Raw genomic sequence first — 22,193 nt, 5'->3', positions numbered from 1 at the left:
AAATGAGTGACTCTTTGGACGCTTTGAACTTCGATGACGATGACCTGAATTTTGGTCAATTTCAACTTGATGAATCGGAAGAAAGTGCTGTAAATGAAGAAACACCCAAAAGCGAAAGGGATTTAAGTTTTTTCAAAAACATTCCCGTAACCGTAACGTTAGAGGTTGCCAGTAAAGAACTTTCTTTAGGCGATTTAATGAAAGCGGGTGAAGGTTCTATCATTGAGTTGGATAAGCTAAATGGCGAGCCTTTAGACGTAAAAGTGAACGGTTCATTACTGGGCCATGCGGAAGTCGTTATCGTAAATGAGAAGTATGGTCTGCGTCTAATTGACGTGATTGATTCAGCTTTAACATCCGTTGGTTAATCTCAGGTTATAAAAATGAATAAGCCGCTTTCTTTATACCGCTTAAGCATAATGGTGTTGTTGCTGTCATTGTTATCGATGCCAACGCTTGCAGCAGAAAACGGTCTTACTATGTTCAGTGTCACTGACGGTAATACTCAACAAGAATACAGTGTAAAACTGCAGATTCTGTTGTTGATGACAGCATTAAGTTTTATACCGGCCTTTATTATGATGGCCACCAGCTTTACGCGTATTATTGTTGTACTTGCTATTTTGCGTCAGGCTCTTGGTCTGCAACAAAGCCCTCCCAATCGTGTTTTAGTTGGTATAGCACTCGCGCTTACCATCCTCATAATGCGCCCTGTCTGGACTGACGTATATGAACACGCATTTAAGCCTTACGACCAAGGTGAGATAACCTTGATGCAAGCATTCTCTGTTGCCGAAAAACCTGTACGACATTTTATGCTTGCTCAAACACATCAAAGCTCTCTCGAGCAAATGCTTCGTATCGCTAATGAACCGTTAGATCAGAACGTAGAAGACATTTCTTTTGCTGTTGTATTGCCCGCTTTTGTCATCAGTGAGTTGAAAACTGCTTTTCAGATAGGATTTATGCTGTTTATTCCTTTCTTAGTCATTGATCTGGTGATTGCCAGTGTATTGATGGCAATGGGTATGATGATGCTATCCCCGCTTATTGTTTCATTACCATTTAAGCTAATTATTTTCGTTCTCGTGGATGGATGGGCAATGACCGTCGGTACTCTTTCCGCCAGTTTCGCTCCATAAATTGAGGATTAATAAATGACTCCTGAGTATGTCGTAACCCTCATTTCTCAAGCCGTTTGGTTGATCATCCTAATTGTCGCTGTATTAGTTGTTCCTGGCTTAATTGTGGGACTAGGCGTTGCCGTTTTTCAGGCCGCAACTCAGATTAACGAACAGACACTCAGTTTTCTTCCTCGACTCATCGTGACTATGTTAATGGTCATATTTGCTGGCCATTGGATGATACGCCAAATTATGGAGTTGTTTGATTACCTGTTCCTCAACATACCCGGAATGCTTGGCTAATGGAGTTGAGTTTCAGCGAATTATCCAGTTGGTTAGGTCAACTTTGGTGGCCGTTTTTCCGGATTGGCGCAGCGTTTATTTCAATGCCTATTTTGGGTGATTTGCTTATTCCTGTGTGGATAAGAACATTACTTGCACTTTCCATTACTGTGATAACAGCTCCGCTTATGCCAACAATGCCAGAAGTGGAACTTTTTTCGATGACGTCACTTTTTCTAGCGTTTGAGCAAGCCGTTTGGGGCTTATTATTTGGATTAATCATTCATATGTTGTTCACAGTTTTTACCATGCTTGGTCAAATAGTCTCTCTACAAATGGGACTTGGTATGGCTGTTATGAATGACCCTGTGAATGGAATGTCAGTACCTATTCTTAGCCGAATTTTTCTCATTTTTTCCACTCTATTATTCTTAGCTCTCGAAGGGCACCTTTTGGTTATCGATATCTTAATTCAAAGTTTTGAGGTTTGGCCCGTAGGGTCAGGCATTACGATCTTATCGGTAAAAACACTTATCTCGGTATTTGGCTGGATGTTTTCGGCAGCTCTCGCTCTCGCCCTACCGGCAATCGTCGCTATGCTTCTGGCGAACATTAGCTTCGGTGTAATGAACCGAGCAGCACCAAGCCTCAATGTTTACGCTCTCGGTTTTCCAATGACGATGCTATTGGGGCTATTCACCGTATTGCTATCCGTTAGCGGTATACCGGGCAGCTACACAGGATTAGTTCATGACACTTTACGTTTTCTAAATCAATTTATGGTGGGAAGAGCATGAGCGAATCGTCTTCTCAGGATAAAACCGAAAAAGCGTCACCCCCAAAGGTCAAAAAAGCCAGAGAACAAGGCCAAATACCTCGAGCCAAAGAATTTACCACCGCGCTTATTTTTCTCGCTGTGGCTTTCTATTTCTCAGCACAACTCCCTACGATTTGGCACACCATTACGGGTGTGTTTCGCTACAACATGTCTCTCACTCATCAAGATCTTGAAAACCCAATCACGATGATTGAAAAGTTGATGCACAGCTTAGGTATTTTAGTCGAACTATTAATTCCGATGTTTGTAGTTATTGTTGTTACAGCCGCAGGCTCCAACATGGTTCTCGGAGGATGGCTGTTTCGTCCTGCGAACATGTTACCCAAACTGAGTAAGCTTAATCCTTTAACTGGAATTAAGCGGATGTTCTCTACACGCTCATTGGTCGAGCTTCTCAAATCCACGCTGAAAGTCGTGGTTATCTCTTTCGCATTGTATTGGTATATGGACTCAAATCTACAGCCTCTATTGGGAATGCAGCAACTCCCTCTCAATCAGGGTGTGAAATTAATAATGAGTATCCTGTTTGACGGTCTTCTTTTAATGGGGGGCGTGTTATTGCTTTTTGGACTGGTCGATATTCCCTACCAAAGATGGGAGCATATGAAAGGACTCAAGATGACCAAGCAGGAATTGAAGGAAGAATACAAAAGCAATGAAGGTCGTCCAGAAGTTAAACAACGTATTCGCCAAATCCAACAACAATTTGCCCGACGCCGTGCCGATAAAATGGTACCAAAGGCTGATGTAGTAATCGTCAACCCAACACACTATGCCGTTGCACTAAAGTACGATCTCTCTTTATCCGATGCCCCTTTCGTGGTCGCTAAAGGTATTGATGAGACCGCAATGCATATTCAGCGTATTGCTAGAGAAAATAACGTAGAAATCATTAACTCTCCTCCGTTAACTCGTTCAATTTACTATACAACCGCCATTGAACAGGCTGTTCCAAGCCAGCTTTATATCGCGGTAGCACACATTTTGACGTACGTGTTGCAGTTGAAATCTTTTCGCAATGGTAAAGGGGAAGAACCGATGCCACTCCCTCATTTTTCCATTCCCAAGAACTTGCAGCATTAATCAGTAATAAGGACTGTACCGATGTTAAACCGGTTAAAACAACTACAAAGTACAAGTAAATCTTATATTGGTATTCCAATCGTTTTACTGATGATCTTGGCAATGGTTATCCTGCCCTTACCGCCTTTGCTGTTGGACTCTTTGTTCACTTTCAATATCGTGCTCGCAATTCTGGTTTTATTAGTGAGTACAACGGCAAAACGTCCGTTGGACTTTTCCATATTTCCAACCATATTGCTTGTCGCAACCCTATTACGTTTGACTCTAAACGTAGCATCTACGCGGATTGTACTGCTTGAAGGACATAATGGTGCCGAGTCTGCAGGTAAAGTCATTCAAGCGTTTGGTGAAGTGGTAATCGGCGGAAACTATGTCGTTGGTATGGTGGTCTTTATCATCCTAATGATCATTAACTTTGTCGTCATTACCAAAGGTGGAGAACGCATTTCTGAAGTTTCTGCTCGATTCACTCTAGATGCTTTACCTGGCAAACAGATGGCAATAGATGCTGATATGAATGCCGGGTTGATCGATCAAGAGTCCGCTCGTCAACGCCGCCGAGAAGTAGCGAATGAAGCAGATTTCCACGGCTCAATGGATGGTGCATCTAAGTTTGTCCGCGGTGATGCAATCGCTGGATTGATGATCTTGTTCATCAACATTATTGGCGGTGTCGCTATTGGTGTATTTGAACACGGTATGGCAGCTGCCGAAGCCTTCAAAACTTATGCTCTACTTACCATAGGTGACGGTTTAGTTGCTCAGATCCCATCTCTCCTATTAGCAACGTCAGCAGCGATTATTGTTACGCGCATTAACGATAGCGATAACGATATGTCGCAAACAATGCACAAACAGTTGCTCGCGACACCTTCGACGCTTTATACCGTAGCGTGCATTATGTTTGTTATCGGTATTGTTCCGGGTATGCCACACTTAGCTTTCTTCACTTTTGCTGTTGTTGTCGCCTTTGCCGGATGGCGTCAGAGCAAACTGCCGGTTGAAGACTCGCAACTTGAAGAAGTGACAGCCCTTACAAAAGCAATGCGACAGGAAGAAGACGCACCGCTAAGCTGGGAAGATATACCCCACGTTCAGACTTTAGGGCTTTCCCTCGGTTATCGACTCGTTCATCTGATCAATAAAGAACAAGGCGCCCCTCTAACACAACGAATCAGAGGCGTACGCCGCAATTTATCAGAGCAAGTCGGGTTCCTGCTTCCAGAAGTGGGCATTAGAGATAACCTCAATCTTAAACCGAATCAGTACACTATTTCCCTAAACGGAGAAACGATAGAAGAAGGTTTTATAGAACCAGAACGCTTGATGGCAATTGCGGTAGGAGAAACCTACGGTGAGATCGACGGTATCATCGGCAGCGATCCTGCCTATCAGTTACCAGCAGTATGGATAGAACATAAGCAAAAAGCTCGGGCACTTAATATGGGCTATCAGGTTGTCGATGACGCGACAGTCGTTGCTACGCATATTAGTAAAGTGATGAAAACCAACCTTGCTGAGCTGTTTAATCATGATGATGTAGACGCGATGAATCAGCGTTTAACCGTTCAAGCACCGAAACTCGCTGAAGCACTCGCTGCGGCCTTGCGCCCGGCGCAACAACTCAAAGTATATCGTCAGCTTTTGTTAGATCAGGTTCCCCTGAAAGATGTTCGAACCATTGCGAACACCATGCTTGAGTCTAGTGAAAATACAAAAGATCCAATCTTATTGGCCGCCGACATTCGCTGTGCATTACGCCGGACTTTGATTAACCTTTTAGCTGGGCAAAAGCAGGAAATTAAAGTCTATGCATTATCTGATGAACTTGAGCAAATGCTCATGACTTCTTTGCAACAGGCTCAAACTCGTGGCACCGTGATGCTAGATAGTTTTCCTGTTGAGCCTAACATTCTGGGACAATTCCAACAAAATTTACCTCTCATTAAGCAACAAATGAAACAGCAAGGTATTCCGTCAATTCTGCTGGTTATGCCGCAATTAAGGCCGTTAGTTGCAAGATACGCAAGAACGTTCGCACATGGGCTAGCAGTGCTGTCATACAATGAGATTCCAGAAAACAAACAGATAAGTGTGGTAGGTAACCTTGGCTAAGCTATTTTCTTTTCAGACGCTGTTCCATTATCTCAGCGATCTTATCGAAAACAACGTCACCACCAATGACGACGCTTTAGTATTTGAAGCATTCAAACACAACGATATTCGTCACGCCTGTCAGGCGATCCGTGAAGCGAATACTGGTGAAGTTGAGTTTCAACACCTAACTTTGCGATTTGGTAGCCATGGCGAACAAAGTGTTTATCAGTTTCAATTATCAGAGAAAATGGCGTACTGCCTAGACTTATACAGCTTATATCTAGCGCTTCGTCAAACCAAATTCCAATTAGAAACTTTTCACCCGGATCTCATCAGCAATGTCGTCGTCCCTATTAAAGGTGAAACAATATTGTGGCCTGAAGGTAAACTATTTATCGAACAAGCTCTTGAGCATCATCAGCAGACGTTTGCGCACATAGTGCCATCAATACAGGTAGACTTCCCATTAACCTCTCCTAATGAACTTAAGGAATTTGTAAAACAAATTCAAAAGACTGCGTACGCTGTTTGGTTTGAGCTCTATGCTCCATGTGATCAATTCGAACAAGTAGCGCTGTTCAAACCAGACATGATCAAACTTGCCGTGTCATTGGAAAATAAAGAAGACAGGCAGGCTTTTTTGCCAATCGCACGTTTCCTTCGACAATCACGCTACAAATGGGTTGCAGGTAGAGTTTCCAGCAAAATAGAACTAAACCAATATAAGTTGCTTGGCGCCAGTTACTATTTTGGGTACTTCAGCGATATCCCAATGTCTATGTCATTTAGAAACTTTAGCGATGCGGATAATGATACCTATTAATTAACGACGTTATATTTAATTAACGACGTTACAGTCTGACTCTATTCCCCCTTCTCTTTCCGCATCACTGACACATCAGTTGTTAGTAAAGGGGGAATCAAAATAATCTGAATAATAACCCTCACCAAGAATTAATTTAAGTTATTGAATTTTAATCAATTTTAAAATATTTCTTAACTTTTCTTAATTTTTAATTAATTTTCTCACTCGATCATCCGCCTCTAATTAGTGAACAGGGAAGTATCCCGAACCCAATAACATATTGAAACCACTTGAGGAATCGAACATGGCTTTATCAATGCAAACTAACTATGCTTCACTCGTTGCGCAAAACACGATCAGCGGTACGAACAACATGCTTAATACTGCGCTAGAACGTTTAAGCACAGGTTACCGCATCAACTCTGCATCTGATGACGCAGCAGGCTTGGCTATTGCCACTAAACTAGAAGCTCAAACTCGTGGTATGTCGGTTGCAATGCGTAACTCTCAAGACGCAATCTCCATGCTCGAAACTGCTGATGGTGCTTTAGATGAGCTATCTAACATCGCTTACCGTATGAAAGATCTAGCAACTCAAGCATCTAACGGTACTTATGCTGATGGTGGTACAGAACAAACTGCACTGGATGCAGAATACCAACAACTGGCTACCGAAATGACACGTATCATCGATCAGACAACTTACGGTTCAGGTACACACCTGCTAAACACCACTGACGGTATTATGGGTAGCAATGCAACTCTTCAATTCCAAATCGGTGCGTCTGCAGCAGAAACACTACAAGTTGATGCATCTACTGGTATTACAGCAATTGAAACTGCAATCACTGGTTTAGGTGCTTTAACTACTCAAGCGGATGCGAACGGCGAAATTACTGTTATGGAAGGCATGTTCGACACAATCAGTAGCCTGCGCGGTACATTGGGTGCAAACATCAACCGTCTAGAACATACAGTTAACAACTTAGCGAACGTTTCTGAAAATACAACAGCAGCTAAAGGTCGTATCATGGATGCAGACTTCGCTGCAGAATCTTCAAACATGACTAAGAACCAAATGTTGATGCAAGCTGGTACAACGGTACTGTCTCAAACTAACCAAATTCCAGGCATGGCTGTTTCTCTACTACGCTAATTGCTCAACCATATACCTTAATAGAACCTCCCTTTATGGGAGGTTTTTTATTTTTCACTCGCCGACTTACGTTTCACCACGTTGCATTTAATTTTATTCAAGACTATGTCGCCTAACGTTATTGAATAGCATGTGATTTTAAGTGGAAAAGCGGAACTCATCCTATGGAAACAGAGCTTCCGCCTTTACTAATTATCACATCTATATACTTGTTTTATATAAACAATTTAACTGGCACGCATCTTGAAATGAACGTTTATTCAAATCAGCTATGTATAGCCAGATATAAGTAGCACTCAGGCTGATATCAGGGAGAAAACAAATGAGTTCGATAGATCCAATAACGATGGCAACACAGCTTGCAACTTATGACGTGCAGGCATTTCAAACTCGTTATGATACACAGAATACTCAGTATCAATCTCAACTGACAGCACTAGGCAAGATAGAAACGGCTCTGAGAGATTTTCGCACCGCTATTAATGATATAAACAGTTCGACTAGTAGCATCGTAAAAAATAGTGCGACCGCCTCTTCTGATGGTTACCTTTCTGCGACAGCCGACGCTACCGCACTTTCAGGCAGTTACCAGTTTTTTGTGGAACAAATTGCAACAGCTCACCAAGTTTCCGCCGATATGCCAGTTAACTTAGATGCTAGCACTGTAGTGCCTTCAACAGGAACGCTCGATTTTAGTATCAATGGCGAAACTATGTCTTTAGACCTATCCACTATTGATAGTAATAGTGACGGTGTATCAACCATGGCGGAACTCGTCACTGCGATTAACAGTGACAGTAGCAACCCCGGCGTTAACGCCACGCTGGTACGCTCGAACGGCCAAACCTACTTTATGCTTTCCAGTGAAGAAACCGGCGTTAACAACGCGATTAATGTTAGTGCTTCAGGTACAGGCCAAGCATGGTTTGAAAATGCTTTCGCTAATCTGACAGAAATCACCGCACCACAAGATGCGATCATTTGGGCCGGTGCCCAAGGATCCGGTCTCCAGTTAACCAGTAGTAGCAACACTTTCGAAAACGTTGTTGATGGTGTCGATATCACGGTATCTAAAGCACAAACATCGGGTGAGACGCCAATATCGATGACAGTTGCGCCGGATCAGGAAGGCACTACTGAACAGATGAATTCGATTATCAAAGCTTATAACAGCTTAATGTCGACTATAGACAAATACACCACTATCGGTGGAGAAGACACTGCCCGTGGTGTACTGGCAGGAGATTCAACCGTTCGTTCCATAGAAACTCAGCTCAAAACGATTGTACGTGAGCAATTTTCTGGAATACGCCTCGCTGATCTTGGCATTGAAATCAGTCGTGATGGAAGTATGAGTATTGATAGCGACAAGTTCAAAGAAGCTCAGACGACCAATAGTCAGGCTTTGAACACCTTCTTCAATGGTGACGGTAATCTTTTAGATTCTATTGATGAAATGATGGAGCCTTATCTCCAGTTTTCAACAGGTATGTTTTCATCACGTAAAGACGCGTTACGCCAAACTCTCGATCGTATTAGCGATAGACAAGAAGCCTTAGAACGAAAATATGAGATGTCTTACAACCGCTACCTGAAGCAATTTACCCAAATGAACCAAATTATTACCCAAATGAATCAGACAATGTCGATGTTCGGCTAAGTCTGATCTAGGAGAGACTTTATGTTAATGGATTCTGGTTATGACTCATACCAACAAGTGGACTTAAACGCTCAAGCCGCAGCAGCAACTCCACACCAGTTGGTCGTTATGCTTATCGACGGTCTACTCGATGAAGTAGAGCGTATCCGTGGCCACCTTGCTGAAGGGCGTCTAGCGGCCAAAGGTGCAGGCATAAGTAAATGTATGAACATTTTAATTGGTTTAGACAGTGCTCTCGACATGGAGAACGGTGGTGAGCTCGCTGAAAACCTACATCAGTTATACGACTTCTGCCAAATCGAGCTGTATCAAGCTAGCGTGCAGAAAGACGTGCAACGCTTAACCAATGTTGAAACAGTGATGGGCAACATTAGAGAAGGATGGGTTAATTTTGGGCAACATGCGTAAGGTTTCAGCGGAGCGTTTCCGCTTTCTGACTCAACGGATAACCATAGCGACAAAAATGCAGGATTGGCATGCTATTGCCCGTTACGACTCTGAGCTTAGTGAACTTTTAAGTGCGGGTAGAGACTCTCTAACAGATCCACGTATTGCCCCGCATGTTGCTGATGTAAAAGCTGCACATAAAGCGGCTTATAACGCTCTAAAAGAAGCGAGTTCAAAATTGGAAGCTCAAATGTCCAAAGTTAACGAGCAACAGGAAGGTACATTGGCCTATCAGTTAGCGATGTCAATGGAGGACTAGTTTTTGCAAGGACTAACTACAACTCAACAAGTGAAATCACCTGTAAAAGAGGATGCCTCTTTTACTCAATCAGTGCACCAGGCGCGTAGTTTTAATAGCGATGGGCAAGCAAACGCTGAAGCCTTTACTCTTGTTCAAATTCCATTGAATTCCGCTTTGTCCAAAACGGAACATAGGCCTGCTGCGGACGATCATCCACACGCCACAGCGTCAGACGAGCAACAAGTCAGTGATGATAGTCAGCAAGAGCTAACCATGTTGGTTCCGCCTACAGTTAATATTGTGCAAGAGATGAACAAACCTGAATCCAGAAGCAACGCACAAGGTGTTACATTATCTGGGTTTAATTTTGCTAATGGACAATATACTCAAGGCAGAAATATAACAGGGGCTGAAGCTGGCACATTGAACAACCAGATATCAGTTCCCCAAGCTACAAACACAAATCAAGTTACAAGCTCGAATTTATTGCAAACTCCGTTAACAAACCCGGAAGTTAACAGTGGGACATCAAATACGCCTGTTGCAGACATCAAACTTGTCAGCGCAATCAATAGTGAGCTCAGTAACATAGGGGCATCACCGCTATCTCCAACAGCACAATCAGCCCCCCTACACTCTTCATCTACTACAAACGTAACAGCAGGTGAAAACCGACCAGAATGGGCTACCTTACGCATTGATACTCAAGCGGGTAAATGGGGCGAGCAAATGCTTCAGGTACTGCATGATCGTGTCACGCTACAAGCACAGCAAAACCTTCAGGAAGCAAAGATTCGTCTCGACCCACCGGATCTTGGAAAACTGGATTTGGTCGTTCGAATAGAAGGGGATCGTCTAAGTGTACAAATCAATGCAAATAATGCAGCGACACGAGAAGCCCTAATGCAGGTTTCGGATCGTTTACGTGCTGAACTTCAGGAACAAAATTTCGTCAATGTTGATGTCAACGTGGGCTCAGAACAACGCAATCAACAGCAAAGTCAAACCTTTGAAGAGCAAAGCGGCAGAATTTATGAAGCGAGAGAAACCTCTTTAGACCAAGACTATACACCAACGTCTGAACATTGGCTCAGTGCACAAGCCTAAAGCGAATATCCTAGGAAATAGTTATGTCCAAAAAACAAATTATCACAATGTTTATCATGCTACTTGTCACTAACATGCTCGTTACAGGTGGTATCGTTTTTGGCGGTATTATGTATCTAAAATCCCCAAACAATGGCGAATCAAATAGTTGGTTTGCTCAATCCCCATTGTCTTTTCTAACCTACAACTCGCAAGAAGGCGTACAAGCTCCAAGTTTTCGTTCGCTAGAGAAAGTAGTACTCAGTATTAAAGGGGAAAAACAAAATCATTTCCTTATGCTTGAAATTGCCGTGGAAACCAGATACCCGGAAGCCATTGAAAACATAAACGATTATATGCCTGTTGTTCACAACTCAATGATCAAACTGTTTAGCGATAAAACCTATGAAGATATTCAGCAAGACGGCATCATCGACAAATTGCAGAACGAAGTGAAACAGTCCGTTCTTTCAGCGTTTGATAAAACAGATATTCTTCATAACATCGACGATGTACTTCTTACTAAATTTGTCGTGCAGTAAGGTCGGAACGTATGTTGGACATGCAGTATCAAGACGCTTACAGTCATTCAGAAGATATAAACACCCCTGCTGTTGCCATTGATGAAAATTACCTACTCAGTCAATTTCAACATCTAGTGAAAAGGGTTTCTAACCAATTACGCGTTCATGCCAATACTCATTGCAGTATCGAAGACATGCAACAAATCGGATTAATCGGCTTACTCGAAGCAGGACGCCGCTATGGTGACATTGATGACCCCAACTTTCCGGCGTTCGCCGTATGCCGTATCCGAGGAGCGATTCTAGATGAACTGCGTCGGCTAGACTGGCGATCAAGAAAGACACGACAAGACGCACACGAACTGAATGATGTTACTCGTGACTTAACGAGAAAACTCGGAAGACAACCGTCTGAAAGTGAAATCATTCAGGCCCTGGGAACCAGCGGGGAAGACTATCATTCTCGTCTAAATGCGTTAGTTGCTGGAGAAATGCAAAGCCTCGATCAACTGATTGAAAACGGCGTTGAGCATTTTTCCGAAGACGGCTACGACAGCATTTCACATGAACATACTCGTCGAAGCTTGGAACGATCAGTAGAACAACTGAATAAACGCGACCAGCTACTACTAACGCTGTTTTATCAACATGAACTTAACCTAAACGAAATTGCGCTCGTACTCGATTTAACACCAGCCCGTGTTTGTCAGTTACACAAACAGGCGCTCAACCAACTCAATCATCATTTGTCTTCTTAGGAGTCACTTATGCAAAAGTTTCTTGGCGCCATCATTATTTTAGTATGTGTATTTGGCGGCTATATGTGGGCTGGCGGCAGCCTAATTGCCATTTGGCAACCGGCTGAATTTCTTATCATTATTGGTGCAGCTTTAGGTTCAATTATCATTGGTAATCCGCCTCATGTTATTAAGGAAATACGTCTTCAGTTGCGTATGATTTTGCGTCAACCCAAAGAAGAACAGAAATACTACATGGAGCTGATGGCTCTATTACAGATCCTTCTAGAGACTGTACGTACCAGTGGATTTAAATCTCTGGACCAACATATTGAAAACCCACAGAGCAGCTCCATATTCTCTCGCTACCCTCGCATTGCTAAAGACTATAGAGTCGTCGCCTTTATTGCAGACAACCTTCGTCTTATGGCAATGGGACAGATGTCACCTCATGAGCTTGAAGGATTACTCGAACAGGAAATAGACGCTGTTCAGGCGGATTTAATGGTGCCATCAAGGTCGATTCAACGCACAGCCGAAGCTTTACCGGGATTTGGTATTTTGGCGGCTGTAGGCGGCATTATTATTACAATGCAATCAATTGACGGTTCTATCGCCCTTATCGGCCATCATGTTGCTGCTGCACTTGTTGGCACCTTTATCGGTATTTTTGGTTGTTACTGCTGCTTAGACCCACTAAGCAATGCCATGGCGCAAAGAGTTAAACGCAATATGTCTACTTTCGAATGTATTCGAGCAAGCCTTGTGGCATACGTAGCAAAAAAACCTACGTTGCTTTCGATTGACGCTGGCCGTAAACACATTCAGTTAGACATCAAGCCAACTTTTAACGAAATGGAAAAATGGCTAACTGAGCAGGAGGTATAATGCAAAAGGAGCATATAGTGTTCAAACGCGCTAAGGCGCATGAACACGATGAATCCCACGGAGGAGCCTGGAAAGTTGCGTTCGCAGATTTCATGATAGCCTTGATGGCGCTATTCCTCGTACTGTGGATCATGCAGGTTTCCAACGAGAAAGAAAGGCAAGCTATCGTCGCTCAAATCGCGAAAGCCAGCATTTTTGAAAGCGCAGGAAACCCTTTTGACACGTCACAAAGTTTGTCTCCTATTGATTTGGAAACCAATTCATCGACAGTGCCAAGCAAAGCTGATTCCAATCATACTGTTACATCGTTTTATAGTGGCGATGGTGAAGGACCTGAATCTGATTCACTGATTGATGGAACCTTTGATACGCAAGAAGAGTTGGCATTACTCGCTAAAGTGATCGAAAACATGATCAAACAGATAAATGCCGAAGGTAATGTGTTCGTTTCCGTCACACCACAAGGTTTACGCATCGTTCTACAAGATGACTTCCGACAACATATGTTTGATCGTGGGGGTACAGAATTAACACCGTACTTTGAAGATTTGCTGTTGGCTCTGGCTCCGATATTTCAACGCGTGAAAAACTCTTTGATTATCAGTGGACACACTGACTCCGTTGCTTTTAAGCGCGCATTTAGTCACAACACCAACTGGGAATTATCAGCGAATCGAGCCAATATCGCCCGTCAAACTTTAGTTGCTGGAGGCATGCCGGAAGAACGCGTGTTACAAGTGACCGGGATGTCAAATCGAGCGCTACTTAATCCTGAAAATCCTAATGGCAGTGAAAACCGCCGAATTGAGTTGTTCATCCTCACTACGACCGCATCACTAGTATTGGAAACACTATTTAAAAGCGAAGACAATGAGCTTGAAAAGGCGAAGGACAAAGCCGACTTTAATCAACCTGTCTTACGTCAGGAAGCAATTAACTACCCTGTAGAAGTTGATAGCACAAACAGAAATCTCCAAAAATCTTAAGCATATGATCACCCTCTAGCCATAATTACACACCAGAGGGTGATCTTTTTAAGCGTCTTATAACTTTACTGAGTACACCATGGATCGACATAACAACGAGAGCTGTGAAAAAGCCAATCTTAAAAAAGCGCTTTTATGGCTCATTGTTGTTGATTATTTTTTACTGGCTACCTTTCTTTTCCAGTTAACCCATTTAACTATCAATAGTGGCACTTCGATAAGTCTTCTACTTGTTTTATACAACGTCATATTGACCGGTCTTTGCTTCCTACAAACAACCAAATACGAAACCTATATCATTTATCCGACGATTACAGCTACGCTGCTGTCGTTCATCTATTTTCTTTACTTTTTCTTTCTAATTTAAGTGAATTGTAGGCCTTAAAATAGAGCCTCCATAACGTAGCGAAAATTTGGTGAAGATTCGCGCATTAGACTATCGTCAAAGCAGAGATAGGTTTGCATCATTATCTGTGTATCGGTAAACTTTGCCGCTTTTCTACGCCACCTTAACTTAGCCACTTTACGAGCAGAGCGAATACCATGAAACGAGTTGTTTTATACGTTAAAGACAAGTGTCCACATTGCAAAGACGCACAACGTTACCTTGATTCTAAAGGGATAAAATACCGCTTATGTAACGCGAAGATGGAACGTGGGCGCAAAGAACTCGACGCTATAGGTGCTCGTAGTGTGCCTGTGCTGAAAATTGGCGATCAGGTAATGATTGGCTGGAACCCGAACAATTTCGATCGTATGTATGGAAAAGGCTAACACCTACCACGCCTAATGGCCTAAACGTATTTTTTCACGAACTCAATAAAGGTTCTGTCCGCATTCGACAAGTAACCTTCTTTTCTCCAAGCCAGTGCCAAATCTAAATATACGGGCGGATTAAACGGTATCGCCCGAATTTCTGATTCGTGGTCAGTCACCAACTCTAGTAATGCGGTAATCGCGTACTCATGTTGCACAATGCTAAGAATCATGGGCAATAAGTTGGTTTCAAACGAGATATTGGCTGTTAACTTGTGTTCTTTACACGTGTTGTCTATGAAGTCACGGTGGAAATACCCCGGTTTAAACATCACCAGTTCATGGTCAAAAAATTCTTTAAATTCAATTTCTTTCTTCTCGGCAAGCTCGTGTTCTTTACCCACCACAGCAACCATTTGCGAAGACAAAAGAGGGTCAACTTCAAGATCTGGCGGAAGATCGTGATTGAGGATAACGCCAATGTCGAGCTCACCATTGAGCAGCATTTTGCGAATCGACTGAGTACCCGCCTCTACCATGGTCATTTTTAAGTTGGGAAAGTAACTCTTAAATGCCATGATGATTTCGGGAAAGAAGTACGACCCCATCATACTGGGGGTGCCAAGCCGCACTTCTCCCTTAACTAAACCTTTTAGCTCATCTACCGCCAGTTGTGCGTCTTCCAGTTGTCGCAATATCCGTAACGCGTGTTCAAGCAGCACTTCACCTTCATGAGTAAGGCTGACCTTTCTTTCATCACGCCTAAATAAAGTAACACCCAATTGTTGTTCAAACTTCTTAATCGCAATACTTAAAGCGGGTTGAGCAATATGCAAAGCACTTGCAGCATGGGTGAAGCTTTGATGCTGTGCGACTTCAACGAAATATTTAAGGTGACGAGTTTCCATAATATCAGCGAGCAGTTATCTATAAATTATTTATATCGCGATTATAGTTTTAATATATTTTATTAATTTCTTTTTCACTGATAATTTGTGATCGTCTTCCAGTTTTACTCACCTAATGGTTTGTTGAGAGCACTATGATCGAATTACAAAGTCCGCAGTACAAGAAAGTTACTTTTGCTCTCGCATTTGGCTCATTCCTCGTATTCTGCAATCTCTATCTGTTTCAACCCATGCTTCCCTATATGGCTAGGCACTTTGCGGTATCTGAAACACAGATCAACTGGCTGTTTGCTGCTTCCACGTTCGCACTTTCAGTCTGTTTAGTGCCTTGGGCTATTACCTCAGAAGCGATAGGACGTCGAAGAGTCATGTTGCTCGGTTTATTCGCAATGCCTTTTATCAGCCTAGTGATGTTAATCAGCGGCGAATTTTGGGTAATGGTTGCAGCGAGGGCACTACTTGGCGTCGCATTGGCGGCCTTTGCCTCTGTCGCCGTTGCCTATATGGTGGAAGAACTTTCACCTCAAGCATTTAGCAAAGCGATTGGTGGATATATTGCGGCGAATTCATTAGGTGGGATCAGCGGACGTATATTCGGTGGTTTGCTGACCGACGCTTTGGGTTGGCAACAAGCCCTTATTATTGCGGCTATCTTCACTTTGCTGGGTGCGGTTTTGGTTTTAATTCTGTTACCTGTTCAGAAGAATTTCAAACCACAGCGCGGTCTTTTCTTCCACCACAATCGCGCTTTGGTAAAACACCTATCAAACAAAACACTTTGGTTTGCGATGCTGATTGGTGGCGCTAACTTCGCTTTGTTCGTCAATCTTTATTCGGTTATGGGTTTCAGACTGGTGAGTGAACCTTATAACCTACCTATTGGTTTAGCGTCTCTGATCTTCGTTTGTTACTTGGCCGGCACCTTGAGTTCAAAGTTAACGTCCAACTGGAGCAAACGCTTTTCTCCGATTTCAGGTATGGTCGCTGGCGGTTTTATCAGTCTTAGCGGCATGATCGTGGCGATTATCGATTCCATTCCTATGATGCTTATTGGCTTGATGTTGATTAGCTTTGGGGCGTTCTTCACTCATACTCTGGCTTATGCTTGGGTAAGTCAAAAAGCAACCGAAGCAAAAGCGACTGCAACGGCTTTATATCTTTCTCATTATTATATCGGTGGTAGTTTGGGTGGATTCTACTTACTCTATTTTTGGCAACACGGTGGATGGACTATGGTTGCCGCAGCAGGCTTGGTTATCTATGCCATAATGTTTGCCTTATGTTGGAAACTCAGCCAGACAGCGCGCACCCCAATAACAGGGCAATCAGTGGTGCTCAATTCAACCCACTAAACTGTGTTATGCTTGCGGCAAATAATAGCACCGACACAGAAATATGAGCTCAACAACTGATAATCAAACTATTACTCAACAAGTTAATCAATGGTTGAATGACGTAGTAATAGGGCTAAACCTCTGCCCTTTTGCTGCCAAACCACAACGCAACAAGCAAATTAAAATTTTCGTCAGTGAAGCTGCGAGCGAAGAGAACTTGCTGCAAGATATCCTAGACCAGTTACTAGAATTAGATACCAAAGAGCCCAGCGAGCTTGAAACCACTCTCGTTGTGGTTCCGAATATGCTCAATGACTTTGTTGACTACAACTTTTTTATTGATTGGGTTGAAGCACTGATCAAGCAGCAAGATTGGGAAGGTGTTTTCCAGGTTGCGACTTTCCATCCTGATTACTATTTCGCAGGAACCGATCCTGAAGACGCTGAGAACCTGACTAACCGTTCGCCATACCCAATCTTTCACCTTATTCGTGAAGAGAGCATGGAAAAGGTTCTCAAGCACTACCCAAATCCAGAAGATATTCCGGATATCAATATTGAGCGAGTAAGTAACCTCAGTCCGGAAGAAAGGAAGAAGCTGTTTCCTTATTTATTTTGATTTGTTCGATAGAAATAGAAAGGCCGGAGATAACTCCGGCCTTTTCACATTTAGCTAAAGGGCTAGTCCACTTTCAGAGTGTACTCATGATTGTTAAACAGAACAGATACGATATCACCCGACACAATGTGTGAGTCCGCACCGAAGCTGCCTGCTGAGTGCAAAGCATTGTTCTGGTCAGCAACACTGATGGTCGCGGAACCATCTCCATTAGCGGTAATGGATAATGAAGAACTCTCTGAGTCTAGATAGGCTTGAATTGCATCATGATCACTAGAGCTATCAATGTTAAGAAGTTCTGAAATATCGACAATATCTTCTTGGACGTTAAAATCCATAATCGTATCTGAGCTATTTGAACCTTCTATAACAAATACATCGCTACCGGATCCACCTGTTAGTTGGTCATGCCCGCTGCCGCCAATGAGAACATCATCACCCTCATCACCAAAGAGCTTGTCATCACCGTCACCACCAACAAGAATGTCTTTGCCCAAACCACCATAGAGGTAATCTTGGCCTTGCCCACCATCTAGATAATCACTACCAGATTCTCCCGACAATGAATCATCACCTTGCTGACCATAAAGCTTGTCATTACCTGATCCGCCTGACAGTGAATCCTGACCTGAGCCGCCATCTAAGATGTCCTTACCACTGCCTCCGATCAAGTGATCATCACCTTCTCCACCTTCGAGCCAATCATCACCAGCACCACCAAACAAATGGTCTTGAGCACCTAAACCTTGAATATGATCATTGGCTGCGGTACCCACTAGATGATCGTTGTTGCTTGTGTCTACTGAGTCAACGTAATCGGTAACTTCTACGTTATAGCCTGAATAAGTTGGATACGCCTCACTGCCAAGTAGTTCATAACCAGAACCATCATTTAGAGAAACCTCCAGGACATACGCGCCACCTTGGTCCCAATAGATAACTTCAATTTGGTGAATACCATTTTCATCGACACTGAAAGTAAATTCTTCAGACCTCACAGACGTGTTCGAATCAAAAGAGGCCACAGTACGCCCATCAATGATGATTCGATAGCCGTCATCTGCATTTACTTTTATTGAATATGTTCCCGCATCTAGCGCGACACCACCAGTGAGACGAACCACAGCATCGTTTGAATCTGTCTTGTTCTTAAACTCTACTGATTGAGCATCATCACCCAGCCATGATTCTAGATTCGTGGACTCGTTTCTCCAATCGTAATCGCCAAGATCATCCCAGTCCTGCCCAATGTAACTGATTTCAGAAGAAGTAAACGTAGCGTTAGCGTTCTGATGCTCGGTTACATAGACAGCTTGAGCAATAGTGCTAAGTTGATAACCTACGTTATAGAACTCACCTTTTAATCCAGATGTGAAATCGTTGTCTGTTCCGGTATTTGGTGCAATAGACGATACGATATCTCCATCTGCATCAACGACATCATAGGTTATCTCAACGGAATCACCCTCTGCCAGTTCAGCAAACTGTCTATAAGACCACTCACCTGTGCTCGAATTAAGTTCAATTTCAAAAACTTTATCGCCATGGCTATCTACCCAGACTTGAGTTTTTACCCCATCCACCACATCAGTAGACCCTAAGGTTACAGGTAAACCATCCGCCGTTTTAATATTTGTATCGGCTACACCTGTTAACGTAATTACACCAGCGCCATCCGCACCAAAATCAGCGCTAATAATTCCTTCATCGGTCGCAATTACAGGATCGACAATTAAACTTTCAAACGACACAGATTTAATTGAGTAATCACTGTTGTCTGCATAACAACCGTTATCGTTTGTCACAGCTTCAAATCGTACTTCATCGAAACCAGATGCAACATTAAAGCTAGCCGAATAATTGCCATTACTATGAGTAGCAATCAGGTCTTCTTCCTGTACAACTTTGCCATCCAACAAGAAGATGATCTTACCTTTCTCACCCTCATTGGAGTAGAACTCAGCCAAACCCACCTGCATTCCATAGGCGACTTTGTTACCTAACTCCATGACTATCTTTTCTGATTTACCATATTGATAATCGATTTCACCATCAGTTCTGTCGTTAATGATTCCAAAGAATGATGACGATTTGACGCCCATACCACTGTCATTGGAGAAGGTTAACTCTTCATGATGATGAGTTCCAAATAAACCAATTGCATATACAAAGACTGAGTTTCCTGAGTTTGTATCAATAAAGGTGTACGCATTATTGTTGTGACAACCTGAATCATTTGGTCGTTGAGTAAAGTTGAATTCACCCAACGAGCCAGTTGTGGTTTCATTATGTTCAACAGCATCGACAACGATATTTACAGGAACGTCTGGAGAATCGTCTTCTACTGTCACTGTAATAGAATCTTTGACAGTATTTGTGCCATCAGAAACTTCTACACCAACATCAAAAGACAAAGTATCTTCTGCTGTTTTATCTGCGTGATCTAATGAACCCAACAAAGTGACAGTGTAGCTGTATGAACTAGGATTCGAAGAATCCTGAGATAGGCTGATTACCAGTATGGTTTCATTACCAGCTTTACCGACTAGATTTCCATTTTCAGTTGACCATTCAATGGCGACATTGTTGGAGTATAAAGCCACATCTGGAGCAGTCAGAGAGACCGACAGATCGCTACTATCTGTGTCAACATCACTTACAGCAAATATACCTTGAGCAATTGTGGCATTAGTTGTATCAGATGTGCCTTCAGAATCTGGGTTAGCATTCAGAGCAGACAAGCCTTCTTCAGAGACGACTACACTATCTTGACCACTTTCGAATGTAATAACAGGCGCATCATCAACTGGATATTCTCCGTTAATGGTTAGCGTTGCTGTGTCACTGCCACCATCACCATCTTCAACGGTGTATGTGAATTGTTCTTCGAACTGAGAATCGATGGTTCCTGAGTATGAAATCTCAATATCACCATCTAATCGATAGAAATTATTGTTGCCCTTAAGATCATCTGATACTTCAAAAACTATGTATCCTATTTCGGCAGTAGTCGATGTAATAGTTATACCACTCACATTGTGACTATTTCCTATGTAAGTGTATTCATATGTATAGTCCGTAATCAGCTTACCATTTACATCAAAGACTGAAATTGTTACTTCCTCGTCGTCAGCCTGACTTAACCCAACAGTGACAGTACTTGCACCAGCATCTAAGTGAATGATTAGTGATTCACCCTGGTCAAGTTTACTTTCATTTGAATTTGAATTTGAATTTGAATTTGAGTCTTTAACCCCAATTCCAGAGCCATTGCTAGATAGATTGCTAGATACATTGTTCACTAGGGTTTCAGTACTAGAGATAACATAAACTGCATCACCGACCTTATAGGTATAGCTGCCTGATGTTAATCCATATACTTCAATACCGTTCGTAGTTTGAGTATTAGATACAGCCCCAGAAACATAATCAGATAAATTGATGTTTTCTGTTGTTGAGGAAGAGGAAACCTCAAACGTATAACTACCATCGCTACAAATAGTCAAAGTTCCAGAAGGCGTTGTGATTGTTGCTCCCGTACTTTCATCAACTGAGTAATCAACACCATCATAATTGATTGATGTAACCTTCAAATCTTCGTGAGGCGTATCAACGTCAGTATCATTAATCAGTACATTACCAACCGCAGTTGTCTGATCGTTAGAGACAGTATTTCCATCGTCTTGAGCCACAGGAGGATCATTTTCAGGAGTTACATTCACAGTTACTGTTGCAGTATCAGTGCCACCATGACCATCACTAATGGTGTATGTGAAGCTAGCAACTCCGTTATAATTACTTTCAGGTGTGTAGACTACTTTTCCGTCAATTAACTCTACTGAGCCATGCGTACCTGAAGTTGCATTAACCGAAGTAATGGTTAATGTATCACCATCAGGATCACTATCATTTTCCAGCAGGTCAGCTGCACTGATAGTTAAGGCAGTATCTTCCGAGGTAGTCAGGTCAGCATTCACAATTCCGGTAACAACAATATTATCGACTAACGCACCATAGCTATCGCTACTTCCTTCCCCCGATAGAGCTAAATCTGTGTTTCCGTCACTTGATGCTGGGAACGTACCACTGACATGATACCAGCCATCTGCACCCGGACCTTCAATAGTCACAGAGACACTGTCATCAGAAGTACTTACTGTGCCATCCGCTGACAGGGAAACTAAAATTGAACCTACAGCAAAACTCATGTTTGATGAAGAGTTACCATCTTGACGAGGGTTATAATCAAATTCGACACGAATACTATCTTGCCCTGTTGTATCAATTGTCGCTTTGATTGACGTGTTATTATTCGGGTCTAGCTCAGCGTAGTACGAACCATCGCTAGCGTTAGTATCCGCCAATACACCGTTACTTTGAATTTCTAAACCGTTGGTTGATTCCCAAGCACTCTGATCTTTTACTTCACTGTTTGACAGAATGGTCCAGCGACCTGGAGATAGCGATGCCATACCCTCGAAGGATTCAGTAAAGAGTATCGTTTCTTGAGAAGCATTATATGTATCGTCTATCGCATCTGGTGCATCGTTTACTGGATTGACCGTTACCGTCACCGTTGCGGTAGCCGTGCCACCATTACCATCACTGATGGTGTACTCAAT

General features: G+C 42.7%; 22 protein-coding genes. 20 read left to right on the top strand and 2 right to left on the bottom strand.

The features are described from left to right. Positions 1 to 2: 2 nt before the first annotated feature. From fliN to ACRQQK_RS09775, 18 genes are all read left to right on the top strand, one after another. Positions 3 to 368, top strand: coding sequence for a flagellar motor switch protein FliN (gene fliN / locus ACRQQK_RS09860; RefSeq protein ID WP_457511221.1), 366 nt, complete (start codon positions 3 to 5; stop codon positions 366 to 368). Positions 369 to 383: 15 nt separating this feature from the next. Then, entirely contained in the window at positions 384 to 1,142 is a 759-nt protein-coding gene (gene fliP / locus ACRQQK_RS09855) for a flagellar type III secretion system pore protein FliP (RefSeq protein WP_042488780.1), read from the top strand. A gap of 15 nt (positions 1,143 to 1,157) precedes the next feature. Then, a complete protein-coding gene (gene fliQ, locus ACRQQK_RS09850; protein WP_042488784.1) occupies positions 1,158 to 1,427 on the top strand; it encodes a flagellar biosynthesis protein FliQ in 270 nt (89 codons plus the stop codon). Then, positions 1,427 to 2,203, top strand: coding sequence for a flagellar biosynthetic protein FliR (gene fliR, locus ACRQQK_RS09845; RefSeq protein WP_457511220.1), 777 nt, complete (start codon positions 1,427 to 1,429; stop codon positions 2,201 to 2,203). The genes fliQ and fliR overlap by 1 nt, the downstream gene beginning before the upstream one ends. Beyond that, a complete protein-coding gene (gene flhB / locus ACRQQK_RS09840; protein WP_457511219.1) occupies positions 2,200 to 3,327 on the top strand; it encodes a flagellar biosynthesis protein FlhB in 1,128 nt (375 codons plus the stop codon). The genes fliR and flhB overlap by 4 nt, the downstream gene beginning before the upstream one ends. A 21-nt stretch (positions 3,328 to 3,348) precedes the next feature. After that, complete coding sequence (locus ACRQQK_RS09835; RefSeq protein ID WP_457511218.1) at positions 3,349 to 5,442, top strand: flagellar biosynthesis protein FlhA; 2,094 nt, start codon at positions 3,349 to 3,351, stop codon at positions 5,440 to 5,442. Then, positions 5,435 to 6,247, top strand: a complete 813-nt coding sequence (locus tag ACRQQK_RS09830) for an EAL domain-containing protein (RefSeq protein ID WP_102964051.1) — start codon at positions 5,435 to 5,437, stop codon at positions 6,245 to 6,247. Before ACRQQK_RS09835 ends, ACRQQK_RS09830 begins: the two co-directional genes overlap by 8 nt. 286 nt (positions 6,248 to 6,533) lie before the next feature. Beyond that, positions 6,534 to 7,385 carry a lateral flagellin LafA gene (gene lafA, locus ACRQQK_RS09825; RefSeq protein WP_457511217.1) on the top strand — a complete coding sequence of 284 codons (852 nt, stop codon included), beginning with the start codon at positions 6,534 to 6,536 and terminating at the stop codon, positions 7,383 to 7,385. A 322-nt stretch (positions 7,386 to 7,707) separates the two neighbouring features. Then, positions 7,708 to 9,045 carry a flagellar filament capping protein FliD gene (gene fliD / locus ACRQQK_RS09820; protein WP_457511216.1) on the top strand — a complete coding sequence of 446 codons (1,338 nt, stop codon included), beginning with the start codon at positions 7,708 to 7,710 and terminating at the stop codon, positions 9,043 to 9,045. 21 nt (positions 9,046 to 9,066) lie between these two features. Next, on the top strand, positions 9,067 to 9,453 hold the full coding sequence (gene fliS / locus ACRQQK_RS09815) for a flagellar export chaperone FliS (protein ID WP_042488807.1): 387 nt from the start codon (positions 9,067 to 9,069) through the stop codon (positions 9,451 to 9,453). Further along, the gene (locus tag ACRQQK_RS09810) at positions 9,446 to 9,751 is read left to right on the top strand and encodes a LafD (protein WP_425445581.1); all 306 of its coding nucleotides are present in this window, start codon (positions 9,446 to 9,448) and stop codon (positions 9,749 to 9,751) included. Before fliS ends, ACRQQK_RS09810 begins: the two co-directional genes overlap by 8 nt. Positions 9,752 to 9,754: 3 nt before the next feature. After that, complete coding sequence (locus tag ACRQQK_RS09805) at positions 9,755 to 10,840, top strand: flagellar hook-length control protein FliK (RefSeq protein WP_457511215.1); 1,086 nt, start codon at positions 9,755 to 9,757, stop codon at positions 10,838 to 10,840. 23 nt (positions 10,841 to 10,863) lie between these two features. Beyond that, positions 10,864 to 11,361 (top strand): flagellar basal body-associated FliL family protein, encoded by a 498-nt coding sequence (locus tag ACRQQK_RS09800; protein WP_457511214.1) that lies wholly within the window; start codon positions 10,864 to 10,866, stop codon positions 11,359 to 11,361. A gap of 11 nt (positions 11,362 to 11,372) precedes the next feature. After that, positions 11,373 to 12,101, top strand: coding sequence for a FliA/WhiG family RNA polymerase sigma factor (locus tag ACRQQK_RS09795; protein WP_102964055.1), 729 nt, complete (start codon positions 11,373 to 11,375; stop codon positions 12,099 to 12,101). 9 nt (positions 12,102 to 12,110) lie between these two features. Further along, the gene (motA, locus tag ACRQQK_RS09790) at positions 12,111 to 12,968 is read left to right on the top strand and encodes a flagellar motor stator protein MotA (RefSeq protein ID WP_457511213.1); all 858 of its coding nucleotides are present in this window, start codon (positions 12,111 to 12,113) and stop codon (positions 12,966 to 12,968) included. Further along, a complete protein-coding gene (locus tag ACRQQK_RS09785) occupies positions 12,968 to 13,954 on the top strand; it encodes a flagellar motor protein MotB (RefSeq protein ID WP_457511212.1) in 987 nt (328 codons plus the stop codon). The genes motA and ACRQQK_RS09785 overlap by 1 nt, the downstream gene beginning before the upstream one ends. Before the next feature lie 79 nt (positions 13,955 to 14,033). Continuing rightward, a complete protein-coding gene (locus ACRQQK_RS09780; RefSeq protein ID WP_102964058.1) occupies positions 14,034 to 14,321 on the top strand; it encodes a hypothetical protein in 288 nt (95 codons plus the stop codon). Positions 14,322 to 14,497: 176 nt separating this feature from the next. Continuing rightward, positions 14,498 to 14,728: a glutaredoxin family protein gene (locus tag ACRQQK_RS09775; protein WP_457511211.1), complete on the top strand. Its 231-nt coding sequence runs from the start codon at positions 14,498 to 14,500 to the stop codon at positions 14,726 to 14,728. A gap of 20 nt (positions 14,729 to 14,748) precedes the next feature. Here the strand turns inward: ACRQQK_RS09775 and ACRQQK_RS09770 are convergent, their stop codons facing one another. Then, positions 14,749 to 15,618, bottom strand: coding sequence for a LysR family transcriptional regulator (locus ACRQQK_RS09770; protein ID WP_457511210.1), 870 nt, complete (start codon positions 15,616 to 15,618; stop codon positions 14,749 to 14,751). Between the two features lie 134 nt (positions 15,619 to 15,752). Here ACRQQK_RS09770 and ACRQQK_RS09765 point away from each other — a divergent pair, with 134 nt between their 5' ends. Continuing rightward, positions 15,753 to 16,970, top strand: a complete 1,218-nt coding sequence (locus tag ACRQQK_RS09765) for an MFS transporter (protein ID WP_457511209.1) — start codon at positions 15,753 to 15,755, stop codon at positions 16,968 to 16,970. A 43-nt stretch (positions 16,971 to 17,013) separates the two neighbouring features. Next, positions 17,014 to 17,571, top strand: coding sequence for a DUF1415 domain-containing protein (locus ACRQQK_RS09760; RefSeq protein ID WP_457511208.1), 558 nt, complete (start codon positions 17,014 to 17,016; stop codon positions 17,569 to 17,571). A gap of 62 nt (positions 17,572 to 17,633) precedes the next feature. Here ACRQQK_RS09760 and ACRQQK_RS09755 read toward each other — a convergent pair. Next, positions 17,634 to 22,193 (bottom strand): tandem-95 repeat protein (locus tag ACRQQK_RS09755; RefSeq protein ID WP_457511207.1); only part of this gene is annotated, 4,560 nt, incomplete at its 5' end.

This window comes from Vibrio sp. C8, assembly GCF_054051265.1.
This window is presented reverse-complemented; position numbering and strand designations above follow the sequence as displayed.